Genomic DNA, 14,062 nt, shown 5'->3' with positions numbered 1-14,062 from the left:
GCGTGCCGATCAGTTCGTCATCGAGATTTGGCGTTCATATTCGGCCATGAACGCGTCGTAGAACTCATGCGCGGGGAAGCCCTTGCCTTCGAGCTCTTCGAGATAGGCGTCGACGACCGGCTGGGTCGCGGCACGCCAATCGGCGCGCTCCTCCTCGGTCAGTTCGCGGAAGATGTGGCCTTCGCTCGTGGCGATCTCCTTGCCGCGCACGTCGGAGCGGGTGAACGCCTCGGCGAATTCTCCGATCATCTCAGGCGTGGAATAGCTATCGAGCAGCGCCTTGATGTCGTCGGGCAGCGAGTCGTACTTGCCCTGGTTCATCATCAGGAACAACGGCGCGGCGGTGATGTCGGTTTTCAGATGATAGTTCGACACTTCACCCACGTTGAATGCAACGAGGATGCCCATCGCGCCGATGGCCCCGTCGAGCACGCCCTTCTGCATCGCTTCGTAGATGCCGGGTGCAGGCAACAGCACGCCTTCCGCTCCCAGTTCGGCCAGCGCCGCGACCATCGACGGGCCGCCGGCGCGGACTTTCAACCCGGCCATGTCCGGAATGTTCTCGACCGGGGTGTTGAAATGCGTTTGCTGCATCGCGGTCAGCCAGATCGCGATCGGCTTGACGCCCTCGAAGTCCATGTAGTCCGCGTAGGTGGTCCAGAACGCCTTGGATGCGGCGATGCTGTCCTCGTAGAGGAACGGCAATTCGAGGATCTCCACCATCGGAAAACGGCCGGGGGTGTAGCCGAAGAGCCCGTGCGAGATGTCGACGATTCCGCGTTGCGCCTGTTCGTATTGCCGCTGCGAGTTGCCATAGGCAGAGCCGCCGAAATAGGTCTCGAACTTGACGCGGCCGCCGGATTTCTCTTCGATCTCCCCGATCACGCGGTCTACGGTGAGCTTGTGATTGGGGCTTTGCGAGGTCGAGAAAGCGCTGATCGTGAGCGTGATCTCCTCTTGCGCCCAGGCCGCGCCCGACAGCGCAAGCGCGCCAATGAGTGATAATCCAGTCAATCTGCCGAGCATGATATCCTCCCTTGTCGGCTGAGTGGCCCGGCCGGCTCTGCGGTCGGTTCCGGGCTGGTGACCCCTTTGTCAGAGGTCGATGTAGACGTTCTTGACCTGTGTGAACGACAACAGCTCCTCGAAGCATTCCTCGCGGTTGTTGCCGGATTGCTTGGTGCCGCCGAAGGGCGCGGGAAAGAAATGCGCCGCGGCGTTGTTGACCCATGTGTAGCCGGCCTCGATCCGGCTGATGGCACGGTGGGCCGTCGCAAGATCGCGGGTGAAGACCCCGCCGGCGAGCCCGTATTCCACGGCGTTCACTTGCGCGAACATCTCGTCCTCGTCGCGCCATTTGAGCACGGACAGGACCGGGCCGAAGATCTCTTCCTGCGCGATGCGCATGTCGGCGGTCACCTCGGCGAACACAGTCGGCTCGATGTACCAGCCGTCGGCGAGCTGCGGATCGTCGGGGCGCTTGCCGCCGGCTACGAGGCGGGCGCCCTCGGACTTGCCGATCTCGATATAGGACAGGATCTTGTCGTATTGCTCTTTCGAGACGATGGCGCCCATCGTCGTTTCGGGGTCGGTGGGGATGCCGGGGCGAAACGCCTTCACGCTCTCGGCGACCCGGTCGAGCACCGCGTCGTGGATATCCTCGTGCAGAAACAGCCGCGTGGTCGAGGAACAGGCCTGTCCGCACCAGGTGAAGGCCATGCCCTTGACCGCCCCCGCCGCCGCGCGGTCGAGGTCGGCATCCGGGTAGACGACGAGTGCGTTCTTGCCGCCGAGTTCGAGGCTGACATCCTTCAGCCGGTCCGACGCGCCCCGGGAAATGGCGCGGCCGGTCGGAATTGATCCGATCAGCGTGATCTTGGGGATCAGTGGGTGTGCCACCAGCGCCTCGCCGCATTCCTTTCCGCCGGTCAGGACGTTGAACACGCCGGGCGGGAAAACGCCGTCGATAAGCTCGGCAAAGCGCAGTGCCGAAAGCGGCGCCTGCGGCGGCGGCTTCATGATGACGGTGTTGCCTGCGGCGACGGGTGCGGCGAAGCGGCTGGCGATGAACATGATCGGGTGGTTGTAGGCCACGATGCGGGCGCAGACGCCGTAGGGTTCGCGGATGGTCATGTTCACGATGCCGTCGCCCATCGGGATCGTGGCGCCACGGGTCTCGTAGACGAGCCCGGCGAAATATTCGGTCAGTTCGGCGGCGATGTCGACGTCGCGCATCAGCGCCTTGACCGGGTTGCCGCAATCGATGGCGTCGATCAGGGCGAGTTCTTCCCTGTTCTGACGCAAGATCTCGGCCACCTGCCGCAGCGCGTCGCCACGCACCGAAGGCTTGAGCCAGCGCCAGGACTGGAACGCCTGGTGCGCGGCCTCGGCCGCGGCAGCGACGTCCGATTGGTTCGCCTCGGCCACTTGCCCCAGGTCGGCGCCGGTGGCGGGGCTGGTGACAGACGTGTAGCCGCCGGCGGGTTCGTGCCACGCGCCGCCGTAATAGAGGCCGCGGTTCTCGGGAAGGTTGGGAACGGTTGTCATATTCCGGCTTTGTTCGTTCATCGTCTCACTCCGCGCGGGCGATCAGCGGGCGCAATGCGTCGACCAGGCCTTCGGGATTGGTGCGCGCAAGGTCGTGGGTGCCGGCGATCTCCAAGACCTCGGCGCGTGAATTGGCCTGGCGCACCTTGTCCATGGTTTCCGGTGCGAACAGGTCGGACTCGGCGGCCCTGATTACCGTCAGCGGCTGGGTCAAGTTGGACAGGAGGGCCCAGAAATCCGTCTTTTCCGGCGCGCGCTGTCCGGTTTCCAGCACGGCCTTGAACTTGTCGCGGTGGTAGAGGTCGCGTTTCAGCCGGTACCCGCCATCGACGGGCTGAAGGAACATCTCGTAGCGCTTGCGCAGGTCCGCGCCTGCCTGTGCCGGGTCGAGCCCGTCATAGCGCATCGCGGCCTCGACGCCGTCGAACAGGTCCGGCTGTCCGCCGATGGATTGCGCCACACGTTTGCGGCCCAGCGGTGCCAGATCGGGCGCGAAGTCGATCAGGGCGAGCGCGGCGACCCGGTCCGGCCAGGTCGCGGTGGCATAGAGGCAGACGCGGCCGCCGAAGGAGTGGCCGGCCAGGATCGCCCTGTCCCAGCCCTCCTGATCCATGATCGCCATGATGTCGGCCGCCGCGGCGGGGGGAGCGTATTTGTGATACGGGCTCCAGCCGGATTCGCCGAAGCCCCGCATATCCATCGCCGCGACCGGACGTTCGGAGGCGAGCGCCTCGGCGATTTCGATCCAGTCCCACGAGAAGAAGGACAGGCCGTGCGCGATGATGACCGGCAATCCGCCGCCTCCGCCGAACAGGCGGTAGTGGATGTCGGTATCGCCGGAGCTTACGCGCCGCGTTTCGTGGGCCGGTCGCGCCGTCGTCATGAAGCCGACGCCGAGATCACGCCCATGCCGGTGATCCATTCCGGAATGATGTGGTAATAGTCGACCTTTGCCTTCACCGGCGCCAGTTCCCGCGCCGCTGCCATCGCCGCGACCCAGGTGCGCACCTCATGCGCGCCGAAGCCGGCGACCTGATCGACCTCGGCATCGGTTATCGCGTCCAGGCGGTCGGTGTCGAAGCTGGTGATCGCATCGAGGAACCCCTCGTCCCAGTCGGCGTTCGGCGGCAGGCACGGCCCCTTGCGCTTGACCATGTCACGCGCCGCCTGAACGACCCGCGCCTCGCGCGCCTCCAGTTCGTCTTGCGTCGGCACGCTGCGCTCGATGAGCCGCCGCGCCACCGAGGCCGGAGAACGCTCCAGCCGCGGGGTCGGCGGATCGTGGGACAGGCCACCTGAGCCGATGATGGTGAACTTCATCTCTCTCTGCCCGGCAAGGAACCGCCCCACCTCGGCCCCGAACAGGCGCGAGCGGCGGAACGACGGGCGTGGATCGGCGGCACAGTTAATGAAGATCGGTAGCACGTCGTAACGCGCGAGCGCGCCAGTCAGTTGGATCAGTGGCACCGTCAACCCGTGATCCACCTTCATGTCATGGGAAATGGCGGTGTCGAAGTCATGCCGGTGCATGTGCCGCGCGCAATCCATTGCAAGTTGCCGTGGTACCCGCAGCGGGCCGCCGGGGATCCCCCAATCCTTGGTACCGACGGCGGCGGTGCCGATGCACCAGCTTGGCATCAGGTCGTAGAAAAAGCCGTTGAAGTGGTCCGGGCAGAAGGCGACCACCAGATCCGGGCCGAATTCCTGCAACGTGTTTGCGGCCTGATCGACAGTCTCGAAAAACCGCCGTTGCTCGCCCTCTTCGCTTTCCTCGATATCCGTCAACATTAACGGACTGTGCGAGGCGCAGATCAGTTGGACGCTCATCGTCTCTCCTCCTGTTCAGACGCTTACGTCTTCCATCGTGCTCTCGGCGAAGACCTCTTCCAGCGCCAGCCGGCGAGTGGCGAGCCCCTGTTCGTGCGAATAGCGCATCATCGCTTCGAGCGTTTTTCGGTTCGGTTCGATCCCGTAGGACCAGAAGTCGCGCCCCATCACCCGGACGGTGTGTTCGTATTCCGCGGCAACCCAAGGCAGCCCGATCTTCAGCGCCGTGACCTCGCCGAGATCCTGTTCCGCGATCGCCTTGGCACCGGCAAAGGCCTTGCAGAGCGACGCGGGCAGCCAGGGGTGCCGTTCGACCAGCGACTTGCGGATGCCGACCGCGTGCATGATCGGAAAGATCCCGGTGCGGCGGTAATATTCGGCCTCGTCCTGACGGTAATCGGGAAACAGCCGCCGGACGCGGCCGGAGCCGTCGAGGAAGCTGGAGGGCGCACGCGCGGATATTACGGCGTCGAGCGCGCCGTCGCCAAGCATCTGTGACAGGGTCGCCTGCGCCGGCGCGGCTTCGATGGGAAAGCCATTGGGCAGGTTCAGCGGGAATTTGTCGCGGCGGCCCGGCTGTTCGAGCCCGCCCTGGACCCAGGACATGTCATCCGCCACGATGCCGAAGTCGTCCTTCAGCATCCCGCGCGACCAGAGCGCCGCCGACATCTGGTATTCCGGCACGCCCACGCGCTTGCCGCGAAGGTCCTCCGGCGTGTCGATGCCCGAGTCGCGCGAGACGTAGATGGCCGAGTGCCGGAACATCCGCGACAGGAACACGGGCAGCGCCATGTAATCCGTCAGCCCGCGCGAACAGGCGATCAGGAACGGGCTCATCCCGATCTCGGTCACGTCGAATTCGGAGTGGAAATAGGCGCGATGGAAGCATTCCTCGACCGGCATGGGGAGGTAGTTGACCTCGCATCCCTCTACGCCGACGCGGCCGTCCATCAGGGGGCGCACCCGGTCATAATCCCAGCTTGCGATGGATATCTGAAGGCGTGCCATGCGACTCCCGCGTCTCTTCCCTTCTCTATTAGGACATATAAAAATCAAAAGTCCATATATATAATCTTTATATAAAGAAGCCTATTGCCCAACGCGGCCGGATGCGCTTAGCAGGAAGCCACGACAAGAGCCGGAGCAGACTATGGAACTGCCGTCGACAGGAGGTCAGAGCGCGGACGCCGACACGGAAGGCGTGCTCAAACGCAGCCGTGTGGCTATCTACCTGCAGCTTGCCGAGCTGTTCCGGAACCGGATTATCTCGGGCCATTGGCCGGTGGATTCTCAGATCCCGCGGATCGAGGATCTGGCCGACGAGTTCGGCGTCGCGCGCGGCACGATCCGGCAGGCCTTCGACACGCTGGAGAACGAGGGGCTGGTCGAGCGCAAGCGGGCCAAGGGTTCCTTCGTGCGCCGCCGGCCCGCCCAGGCGCCTGCCCATGCGCTGGAAATGGACTGGGCGCAGCTCTTGGAAGCGCACCTCGGCTCGCAGATCACCACGCTAGTTCAGGCGCACCTGGCCGAGCTGCCGGATGTGCTGGGCCGCGGCCTGCCGCCGGTTGCGGCCTATCGCCGGATGGTGCGTTTGCACCGGCGGGACGGCGAGCCGTTCCTGCTTGGCACCTCCTTCCTGGACGACCGGCTTTATCGGCAGCTTCCGCCCGAGCGTTTCGAGAAAGAGGCGCTGCTTTATCTTCTGCAGGAGCTGGCCGGCAACGACCTGGGACAAGCGCAGCAGGTCCTGACCATCGCAACCGCCGACGTGGACACTGCGCGGCATCTCGACATCTCGGTCAACGCGCCGGTCGCCGTGATGCGGCGGTCGGTCCTGTCGCGCGCGGGGGAGCTGATCTATGCAAGCGAGGGCCTGTACCGGGGTGACCGGGTCATGCTGGAAATCGCCTTGCGTTGAACCGGAGGGGGGTTCGAACCGATGACGCAGTCGCTGGAAGAAACGCGCAGGGATCTGGTGCTGGCGAGCCGGATACTGGTCAACGAGGGCGTGCTGGACGGCTTCGGCCATGTCAGCCAGCGCCATCCCGGTGACCCGGAACGCTATCTGCTGCCCATTGCCCGCAGTCCCGGGATGATTGCCGCGGGGGATGTGGCGGAATTCACGCTCGACGGCGATCCGGTGGCAGATGACGGCCGCCGGTATTTCCTGGAACGGGTGATCCACGGCGCGATTTATCGCGCCCGGCCGGACGTGGCCGCGATTGCGCATTTCCATTCGGCCGACATCATGCCCTTTTGCCTGACGGGCCGGGCGTTCCGCCCGGTGACGCATGTCGGAGCGACTGTGGGGTATCATGTGCCGCACTGGTCGGCGCAGCAGGCGTTCGGCGACACGAACCTGCTGGTGGCGACGCGTGAGCAGGGTGACTCGCTGGCCGCCGCTATGGGGCGGGCGCAGGGGGTGTTCCTGGCCAATCACGGCGCCGTCGTCGTCGGGGACGATATCCGTTCGATGACGTTCCGGGCGATCCAGCTATGTTCCGACGCCCGCCTGCAGGTGACGTCGGCGGCGTTCGAGCCGATCACGCGACTGACCGATGCCGAGATCGACGCCTCCGGCGCAGCCAACCTGCAGCCGCATATCCTGGCGCGGGCCTGGGACTGGTGGTCTGCCAGGGTCGAGAGCTGAGGCAACTACCAATCAATTCATCCCGCTGCCATCGTTCCCTTGCGCAGGCGTTCCGGACGGCCCCGGGCGATCTGTTCAACGCCGCAATGGACTAACGGCACCGGCGTCTTATCGACCGCGACACCGTCCGGTGCCTCGCGAATGTCTACCCAAGAGAGCCAGCTCTCGTCATCGCGCTCGGGGTAATCCTCGCGGATGTGGCTTAGGCGGGACTCGGTGCGCGTCAGCGATGCGCCGAGAATCAGCCGCGCGGCAAGAAGCATTGCCTCGGTCTCCTGCAGCCGGACCAATTCGTGCACATGCGGCGCCCGCAGATCCGCAGCTCGCGCGGACAGGGAATCGACCTTCGCCATCGCATCTTCCAGACGGCCGGCTTCTTTCAGGATTCCGACGTCATAGGCGAACATGATCTGCTGCAGGTCGCGCAAAAGCCGGTCGGACTCCGTCTTCGCCGAGGGCTTCAATCTTCCGTCAGTCTGTGCATACAGGCGCTCGACCTGTGCTGGGTCAATTTGTGGCGGCGGCGCCGTATCGAGATCCTCGACGGCGCTCTTTCCAGCGATCCAGCCATTGCCTATGCACAACCCGATGTGAAACCCGGCAAAGTGGTTCGCCGCCCCGGCCTGCGCCAGACCAGCGGCAAGAAGGCCTGGCACATCTGAGCGGCAGTCAGGCCCAGTGCGCAGCGCCATCTTGGTCATCTGGTTGAGCGCAAAATACGGCGTCTTGCCGAACATGTCGGTCTTGGCTTCCTCCCCCAGCTTGCGGAAGAAGTTGTCCATCCACTTGACTTTGCTCTGAACGAAGTAGTCGCGAAACTCCTCGGGGATCGGCGACATGTCGAGATAGAGCGGATCATTGCCTTTCCGCTTCTCCAACGCCATCGCGCGCGCGATTGTGGGTACGTCGGCCTCGTCGCCCCAGTCAGAATCATATTCCGGCATGAATGCCTCGTCCCGGGCATTCTTCCAACGCGCGCCTTCCTGGATCGCAAAGGTTATGCCCTCGAAATAGAACTTCGGTGTACCGGGGCGGACATAGCTGAACTCGGCATTGCGAAGGGACGCACCGGCGCGCAGGGCCAGCAGCGTGCCGGTCCCGGTGATGTCGCGCACGAAACCCGAGCGGAACGTGATCGCGTTGGTGCAGATAATGGTCGCGCGCGCCGCGATCACGTAGAATTCGCCGCTGCGGCTGCCGATGCCGGTGGCGCCGGTGACCCGACCGTCGGCGTCCTTCAGGAGCCCAATGACGAACAGCCGGTCGATCAGCAGGACACCGTCGTCTTCTAATGCCCGGCGCAGGTGCCAGCAGAATTCCAGCCCGCCGCCTTCGGGATGCATGACCCTGGCCTGATCCAGCCCGCGCGTGGGTCGGCGGGCATAACTGCCGTCATCGTTGCGGGGGAATTTCAGGCCGATTGCCTCGAAGTCGCGCAGCCGGTCTTGCGAGTCGATCAATGTCTGGCGCACCAGTTCCTGGTCGGCGATTCCATCGTTGCCGGCGACGATCTCTCGCAGGATGCCGTCGATGTCGTCCTCCGGCAGTGCCACGATGGTCCATCCGTTGGAGAAGGCAGTGTGCCCTGTACGGCCGATCATCCAGGAATCGACGAGCGTCACGCGAGTACCGGCAGGGCTGTTCCGCTTGGCGCTCAGCGCTGCAAGGAGACCGCCGGCGCCGGCGCCGATCACCAGGATATCTGTCTCCGAGAAAAGCCCCTTCATGTTCATGCCGTCACCATGGACGCGGCCGGTTCTTTACCGACGGATGAACATCCACGATCTGCTCGGGACAGAAGATTTCGCAGCTGAAGCAGGTGATGCAGTGCTCGCGAAACCTTATGACTGGCAGCAGGTCGCCCGCCGCGAATCCCGGCAGGTCACCTGGGTCATCTATGGGCTCCATGTGGATGACATCGGCGGGGCAGACGATGTCGCACACCCCGCAGCCGGTGCATTTCTCGATCTCGATCTTCTCAATCATGGTTCCGATCTGTCCCGGACAGTGATTTCGAGATCCGGCGCATCGTTCGACGTCGCGCCTTCACGCAGCGCGACGCGGGCGTGGTCAGCCTTGCGTTGATAGCGGGCGATCCGGATGACCGAATAAGTCGTCAGCGCAAGGAAGAAGGCGACGATGGGATGATCCGTCAGCAGCGTCATCGGCCGGTCGCCGTAAAGAATTACTGTCTGGCGAACGTAGAGTTCCGCCTGCGGTGTCAGGGCGAAGCCGATGATGAAAGCCGCGAATGAGAAGTCCAGCTTGCGCATAAAGTATCCTACCACCGCGAAGATGAAGGCGATGGCGACGTCGAACATGCTGTTGGCCCCGGCATAGGCTCCAGCGATGCAGCACAATATAACAGCCGGGTAGATGAACCGGTTAGGGAAGCTGACGACAAATGCGAAAAACCGCAGACCGGCCTGGCCTATGACGAAGTTGAAAATATTCGCCAGCACCATCGCGGCAAAGATGCCGTAGATCAGCCGCGGGTGGTCCTGGAAGATCAGCGGTCCGGGCTGCACGCCATGTACCAAAAAGGCCCCGATCAACACTGCAGCGGTCAGACTGCCGGGTACTCCGATTGCCAGAAGCGGAATGAGGTTCGCGCCGGAAACCGCGCTGTTCGCCGCCTCCACGGCGGCGATCCCTTCGAGCTTGCCCGTGCCGAACTCCTCGGGCGTTTTCGAGGCACGTTTAGCCGAGGCATAGCCGAGAAAGCCCGCAACGACAGCGCCAACGCCCGGAAGCGCGCCGATGCCGGTTCCGATGGCGCTTGAGCGGAGGGTGGTCGGGAAACAGGCGCGCCACTCCGCCCAGGTGACGACCTTGTTCTCGCGCGGCACTTCCTTTGCAAACGGGTTGAGCCGTTTCGCCGCGCCGGCTCGGCCGAGGATCTGCGCCTCCAGCTGGACGATGATTTCCGACAGTGCGAGCAGGCCGATGGTCATCGGAATGAGCGAGACGCCGTCGGATAGCTGTACGAAGCCGAATGTCATTCGGGGTACGGCTGATTCCGGGTCCAGGCCGATGGTGCCGATCACGCCACCCAGTGTCGCGGCTATCAGGCCGCGGATCAGCGACTTGCCCGACAGCCCTGCAATGATGGTCAGGGCAAAGATCAGCACCGAGGCCATCTCCGGCGGCCCCATCTTGAGCGAGATCACCGCGACGGGTGCTGCCACACAAAACAGAACGATGTCACTGACCGAGTCGCCGAAGACCGAGGAATAGAGTGCCATTTTCATGGCCTTCAGACCCTTGCCCTTCTGTGCCAGAGGGTAGCCATCCATCGCGGTCGCGGCCGCCTCCGGTGAACCCGGTGTATTTAGGAGTATCGCGGCGACGGAGCCGCCAAAGGTCCCGCCCTTCATAATGCCGATCAGGAAGGCGATGCCGCTTAGCGACGACAGGTAAAAGGTGATGGGCAGGGCCAGCGCGATGGCCATCGGCCCGTTCAGGCCCGGGATCGCGCCCACCAGCAATCCGGTGAACACCCCGACCGCGATAAGCAAGACGTTTTCGATCGCGAGTGCGTCACCGACGCCGAGCAGGATCTGATCCATTGCCACGCTCGCTTAGAAAGGGCCCGATGGCAGCTGCACACTGAAGACATTGTAGAGCAGCCAATAGATCACGAAGGCGGTCGCCACCGGGAACAGCACCACCTCTGTCCAGCGCGCTTCGCGCTTTTCGATGGCCAGCATCAGGACGATCATCATTCCGGCTCCGGCGATGACAAAGCCGACGGCCGTGATCGCCAGAAAACCCAGGACAAAGTACATGGCGGCGGTACCAATATAGGCCCAGTTCGACCCGTCCAGACCACCGCCTTCCGCCTCGGGATCGACCGGCTTCAACAGCCGGGTCGCGACCAGAAGCGCGCCAAGTGCCACTAGGAGCCAGAGGAGCGACAGCGGGAAGAAGGCCGGATCCAGTCCGTACCCGCTGAAAGACTTGATCTGGCGCGGCACGACCACAAAGATCATCAGCAGGCCGACCAGAACGATCAGAGTCCCCGATATGATGTCAGACCGCTTCATCTCTTTGATCCCGCCCGGTTTCGCATCCAGCCCGGCCACGCCCGTTGTCGTGGCCGAACAGGTCGTTAACTCTGCCCGTCAGCCCGAGGCTGCGTCGACCAGCGGTGCGACAGCATCGTACTGCTGGTGCAGGAAGTCGGTGGTTTCCTCGGGGCCGCGGTACTTGGTCTGAAGCCCGATCTTCTCGCGCAGCGTCTCCTGCACGGCGGGATCGCTGATCGCCTTCTCGATAGCGTCGACGAGGATTGCCATGCGGTCTTCCGGCACGCCTTTCGGGGCCGAGAGCATGAAGGTATCGACGAAGGTGAAGTCGTACCCCAGATCCAGAAGCGTCGGAACGTCGGGATAGTCTTCCATACGGTCCGCCGCCATCGTAGCCAGCGGCTTCATGGTGCCGGCACGAACCTGCTCGGTCCAGCCGCTGCCGCTCCAGGTCATGTCGATATGACCTCCGAGCACCTCCTTGATGCCGTCTGCACCCCCCTGAACGGGGATGACCCGGAACTCGACACCCGTCGCTTTTGAGATGGCCGCCACCATGAGGCGCGAGGCGGAAACCTGCGACGCAAAGGTGATCGGATCGCCGCTTTCCTTGTGTGCCGCGATCATCTCTTCCATCGAGTTGTATTCACTGTCGGCACTGATCACGATGGCGTCGGACGGATAGGTCAGGGTCGCCAAGTGGTCGAAGTCGTCGATCTTGAACGGCAGATCCGAATTGAGCTGTGGCGCGAGCGTGTAGGCTGCGCTGGCGCCCATGCCGATGGTGTAGCCGTCAGGCTCCGAGTTGATGAGCTCGGCCGCCATGACCGTGCCGCCGCCGCCGGATTTCGTGACCCCCGTCACCGGCACACCGAGCGTTTCCGACATCTTCTCGGCAATCAGCCGGCCCGTCGTGTCGACGGCACCGCCCGGACGGAACCCGATCATCATCGTGATCGGCTTGTCGGGAAATTCCTGTGCTGGGGCGGATGTGGCCACAGCTGCCAACGCGAGGCCTGTGGCTATCGCGATCTTCGCTAGTCTCTGTTTCATGTCTTCCTCCCTTGGTTTCCGCTTGATGCTTGGCATTTCCGGAAAATTACGCTCGTTAATCGTCACGACCTCAGCGCGGGTAGCCTTCGTAATCGGGCCGAATCCGCACTTCGACGAGATAGCAGCGTCCCTCCTCCACCGCGTCTCTCCCGTCGGATAGGGCCTCTTCCAGGTCGTCCCGCGCCTCCACGCGGCAGCCCTCGAAACCCTGCGATATGGCCATTCCGAGAATATCGACCTCGGGGTCCGCAATCCGCTGGCCGATCCATGCCGTGTCGGCAGTCCGCTCGCGGGTAAGGGACGTTGCAACCTGGTGCTGCTCGTCGATGTAATACCCCGTGTTGTTTGCCACGACCACGAGAATTGGGATGCGATAATGTGCGGCGGTCCACAGTGCGGTGACACCCATCAGAAAGTCACCGTCACCGAAGACCGCCACGGGCAGCCGGCCGCTTCCCCGGAGCGCCAGCGCCGAACCCACGGACATGCCGGGCGCGCCGCCGATACCAGCGGCGCCGTCCGCACCCAGATAATCCAGCGGATGCGTGATCGGAAGCGAACCGACATGCCAGCCCAGCGGCGCTCGCATAAGGCAGAACCTCCGGCCTTCGGTCACTTTGTGCAGTGCGGTGCCGATATCCCACAGCGCAATCGCTCTCCCGTCGTCATTGAGCGGCGGAATCCTGGCAGGATCGCACTTGTTCTCTTCGGCACGTGCCAGGCGGTCGGCGGCATCCTGACGGAAGGGTTCGTCTGCCTTCGCCTCCACCGTGCGGAGAAGCGCGTCGGCGAACAGGTCCGGGTCGCAGAGAATGTCCTGATCCACCGCAGTCAGCCCCATGTGATCGCGGCTCCATCCACGGTGGACGTAGGTGTCGAGCGAGGCGCGAATGACGGTGGCGGGAACGTGATCGTCGCCCCAGGCCTGCCGGAACAGCGTCGCCTGGTCCCACCAATCGAGGCTGAGCACCACGTCGGCATCGCGCAGAATGGCGACGCCGGCGTCGCTTGTGAAGGCGATGGCCGGGTCCGGCCCATGCAGGGGATGGTCTGTCGGGAAGGCGGCCGCCACCTTGAGATCGGTTAGCACGCGCGCGCCGAGCGCTTCGGCAAGGCGTACGCGGCGCTCCCATGCCGACTCGTCGCGAGAGACACGTCCAGCAAGAATGATCGGTGCGCGCGCCGCGAGCAGCTGCTCAGCAGCTTGTGCGACTAGTTCGTCGCTCGGCACTGGCGGCGCGGGGGGCGCAAAGCGCGTCACGTTCGGTTTCGCGCTGCGCTGGAAGGCGAAACTGTCCTCCTGAAGCCTCTGGTCAAGCGTGACGTAGGTAGGGCCCTTCGGAGCCATGTTGGCCATGCGCACCGCGCGCAGGATCGAGTCGATTGCTGCCTTTGTTGAATGCGGAGCGTCATCCCATTTCACGTAATCGCGCACCAGTGCCGCCTGATCCGCAGACGCGTGCAGCCAATCAATGGGAGTGCGACGGCGGGTGGCGTCAAGCGGTCCGGTTCCGCCGAGGATCAACATCGGCATCCGGTCGCACCAGGCGTTGTAGACTGCCATCGCGGCATGCATGAGGCCGACATTGCAATGCACGATCACGGCGATCGGCCGCCCGGTCACCCGCGCGAAGCCGTGTGCGATAGCAACCGCGGCCTCCTCGTGCAGGCAAAGCAACATCTCTGGCGGGGCGTCGCCGAGGTGGTTTACGAGGCTCTCGTGCAGGCCACGAAAGCTCGACCCCGGGCAGAGCGCGACGTATTCCAACCCCAGCTCGTGCAGCAGTTCGGCGATGGTATCGCTGTTCCAGAAAGAGCCGTCGAAATTCGTCTCCGGGCGGGCGAAAGGTGCGTCGAGCGTGGTGATACGGGCCCCGCTCGCGTCGCCGTCAGCCTTGTGCCTACGTGCGTCCATGCCGTCTTCGCCCACTCCGGAAGCCCATCTTCCTACCGAAAC

13 protein-coding genes are annotated in these 14,062 nt (G+C 63.9%); 2 read left to right on the top strand and 11 right to left on the bottom strand.

What is annotated here, in order from left to right:
* Positions 1-9: 9 nt before the first annotated feature.
* The 5 genes from HCO70_RS00555 to HCO70_RS00535 form a co-directional block, all read right to left on the bottom strand.
* Positions 10-1,026: a TRAP transporter substrate-binding protein gene (locus HCO70_RS00555; protein WP_172292077.1), complete on the bottom strand. Its 1,017-nt coding sequence runs from the start codon at positions 1,024-1,026 to the stop codon at positions 10-12.
* A 69-nt stretch (positions 1,027-1,095) separates the two neighbouring features.
* The gene (locus tag HCO70_RS00550) at positions 1,096-2,568 is read right to left on the bottom strand and encodes an aldehyde dehydrogenase family protein (protein WP_253913076.1); all 1,473 of its coding nucleotides are present in this window, start codon (positions 2,566-2,568) and stop codon (positions 1,096-1,098) included.
* A gap of 4 nt (positions 2,569-2,572) precedes the next feature.
* Positions 2,573-3,469: an alpha/beta fold hydrolase gene (locus tag HCO70_RS00545; RefSeq protein WP_216665208.1), complete on the bottom strand. Its 897-nt coding sequence runs from the start codon at positions 3,467-3,469 to the stop codon at positions 2,573-2,575.
* Positions 3,427-4,374, bottom strand: coding sequence for a 3-carboxyethylcatechol 2,3-dioxygenase (locus HCO70_RS00540; RefSeq protein WP_172292073.1), 948 nt, complete (start codon positions 4,372-4,374; stop codon positions 3,427-3,429). The genes HCO70_RS00545 and HCO70_RS00540 overlap by 43 nt, the downstream gene beginning before the upstream one ends.
* Before the next feature lie 15 nt (positions 4,375-4,389).
* Positions 4,390-5,382 (bottom strand): ABC transporter substrate-binding protein, encoded by a 993-nt coding sequence (locus HCO70_RS00535; RefSeq protein WP_172292071.1) that lies wholly within the window; start codon positions 5,380-5,382, stop codon positions 4,390-4,392.
* A gap of 142 nt (positions 5,383-5,524) precedes the next feature.
* Between HCO70_RS00535 and HCO70_RS00530 the strand changes: the two genes are divergently transcribed.
* Both HCO70_RS00530 and HCO70_RS00525 read left to right on the top strand, forming a co-directional pair.
* Positions 5,525-6,292 (top strand): GntR family transcriptional regulator, encoded by a 768-nt coding sequence (locus tag HCO70_RS00530; RefSeq protein ID WP_172292069.1) that lies wholly within the window; start codon positions 5,525-5,527, stop codon positions 6,290-6,292.
* A 21-nt stretch (positions 6,293-6,313) separates the two neighbouring features.
* Positions 6,314-7,024, top strand: a complete 711-nt coding sequence (locus HCO70_RS00525; RefSeq protein WP_172292067.1) for a class II aldolase/adducin family protein — start codon at positions 6,314-6,316, stop codon at positions 7,022-7,024.
* Positions 7,025-7,041: 17 nt separating this feature from the next.
* On the opposite strand, the gene HCO70_RS00520 is transcribed toward HCO70_RS00525, so the two are convergent.
* From HCO70_RS00520 to HCO70_RS00495, 6 genes are all read right to left on the bottom strand, one after another.
* Complete coding sequence (locus HCO70_RS00520; protein WP_216665207.1) at positions 7,042-8,751, bottom strand: FAD-binding protein; 1,710 nt, start codon at positions 8,749-8,751, stop codon at positions 7,042-7,044.
* Positions 8,752-8,761: 10 nt separating this feature from the next.
* Entirely contained in the window at positions 8,762-9,010 is a 249-nt protein-coding gene (locus tag HCO70_RS00515; RefSeq protein ID WP_172292063.1) for a 4Fe-4S dicluster domain-containing protein, read from the bottom strand.
* Complete coding sequence (locus HCO70_RS00510) at positions 9,007-10,593, bottom strand: tripartite tricarboxylate transporter permease (protein ID WP_172292061.1); 1,587 nt, start codon at positions 10,591-10,593, stop codon at positions 9,007-9,009. The genes HCO70_RS00515 and HCO70_RS00510 overlap by 4 nt, the downstream gene beginning before the upstream one ends.
* Before the next feature lie 12 nt (positions 10,594-10,605).
* Positions 10,606-11,070, bottom strand: coding sequence for a tripartite tricarboxylate transporter TctB family protein (locus HCO70_RS00505; RefSeq protein WP_172292059.1), 465 nt, complete (start codon positions 11,068-11,070; stop codon positions 10,606-10,608).
* Positions 11,071-11,148: 78 nt separating this feature from the next.
* Complete coding sequence (locus HCO70_RS00500) at positions 11,149-12,105, bottom strand: tripartite tricarboxylate transporter substrate binding protein (RefSeq protein WP_172292057.1); 957 nt, start codon at positions 12,103-12,105, stop codon at positions 11,149-11,151.
* Between the two features lie 70 nt (positions 12,106-12,175).
* Positions 12,176-14,035, bottom strand: coding sequence for a thiamine pyrophosphate-binding protein (locus HCO70_RS00495; protein ID WP_371742127.1), 1,860 nt, complete (start codon positions 14,033-14,035; stop codon positions 12,176-12,178).
* Between the last annotated feature and the right edge of the window lie 27 nt (positions 14,036-14,062).

It is taken from the genome of Pseudoruegeria sp. HB172150, assembly GCF_013184805.1.
GTDB lineage: Bacteria > Pseudomonadota > Alphaproteobacteria > Rhodobacterales > Rhodobacteraceae > Psychromarinibacter.
This window is presented reverse-complemented; position numbering and strand designations above follow the sequence as displayed.

Bases quoted from the DNA above. Each gene is read 5' to 3' on its own strand.
- HCO70_RS00555 (WP_172292077.1), bottom strand. From the start codon at position 1,026: ATGCTCGGCAGATTGACTGGATTATCACTCATTGGCGCGCTTGCGCTG.
- HCO70_RS00550 (WP_253913076.1), bottom strand. From the start codon at position 2,568: ATGAACGAACAAAGCCGGAATATGACAACCGTTCCCAACCTTCCCGAG.
- HCO70_RS00545 (WP_216665208.1), bottom strand. From the start codon at position 3,469: ATGGATCACCGGCATGGGCGTGATCTCGGCGTCGGCTTCATGACGACG.
- HCO70_RS00540 (WP_172292073.1), bottom strand. From the start codon at position 4,374: ATGAGCGTCCAACTGATCTGCGCCTCGCACAGTCCGTTAATGTTGACG.
- HCO70_RS00535 (WP_172292071.1), bottom strand. From the start codon at position 5,382: ATGGCACGCCTTCAGATATCCATCGCAAGCTGGGATTATGACCGGGTG.
- HCO70_RS00530 (WP_172292069.1), top strand. From the start codon at position 5,525: ATGGAACTGCCGTCGACAGGAGGTCAGAGCGCGGACGCCGACACGGAA.
- HCO70_RS00525 (WP_172292067.1), top strand. From the start codon at position 6,314: ATGACGCAGTCGCTGGAAGAAACGCGCAGGGATCTGGTGCTGGCGAGC.
- HCO70_RS00520 (WP_216665207.1), bottom strand. From the start codon at position 8,751: ATGAAGGGGCTTTTCTCGGAGACAGATATCCTGGTGATCGGCGCCGGC.
- HCO70_RS00515 (WP_172292063.1), bottom strand. From the start codon at position 9,010: ATGATTGAGAAGATCGAGATCGAGAAATGCACCGGCTGCGGGGTGTGC.
- HCO70_RS00510 (WP_172292061.1), bottom strand. From the start codon at position 10,593: ATGGATCAGATCCTGCTCGGCGTCGGTGACGCACTCGCGATCGAAAAC.
- HCO70_RS00505 (WP_172292059.1), bottom strand. From the start codon at position 11,070: ATGAAGCGGTCTGACATCATATCGGGGACTCTGATCGTTCTGGTCGGC.
- HCO70_RS00500 (WP_172292057.1), bottom strand. From the start codon at position 12,105: ATGAAACAGAGACTAGCGAAGATCGCGATAGCCACAGGCCTCGCGTTG.